Genomic DNA, 316 nt, shown 5'->3' on the forward strand with positions numbered 1-316 from the left:
CCCCCCCCCCCCCCCCCCCCCCCCCCCCCCCCCCCCCCCCCCCCCCCCCCCCCCCCCCCCCCCCCCCCCCCCCCCCCCCCCCCCCCCCCCCCCCCCCCCCCCCCCCCCCCCCCTTTTTAATGCTACGCCGACCACCGAGATCTACACCCGAACGTTGTCGTCGGCAGCGTCAGATGTGTATAAGAGACAGGCCGTGGCGAAACCCTCGGCGCTCTTCTCCAGCGCCACCTTGGCCACCACCCGCGAACGATCCTGGCTCAGGCGCACACCGGTTACCCGGCCGATCACCACGTTCTTGAACTTCACCGGCGTCTTA

The 316-nt window shown here is 74.1% G+C and carries 1 protein-coding gene; it reads right to left on the reverse strand.

Annotation, left to right across the window (positions count from 1 at the left end; genetic code table 11):
- Nucleotides 1–141: 141 nt before the first annotated feature.
- Nucleotides 142–306 carry a hypothetical protein gene (locus JHD67_RS21835; protein ID WP_343214416.1) on the reverse strand — a complete coding sequence of 55 codons (165 nt, stop codon included), beginning with the start codon at nucleotides 304–306 and terminating at the stop codon, nucleotides 142–144.
- Nucleotides 307–316: the final 10 nt, after the last annotated feature.

It is taken from the genome of Dyella sp. ASV21 (assembly GCF_016428975.1).
Lineage (GTDB): Bacteria > Pseudomonadota > Gammaproteobacteria > Xanthomonadales > Rhodanobacteraceae > Dyella.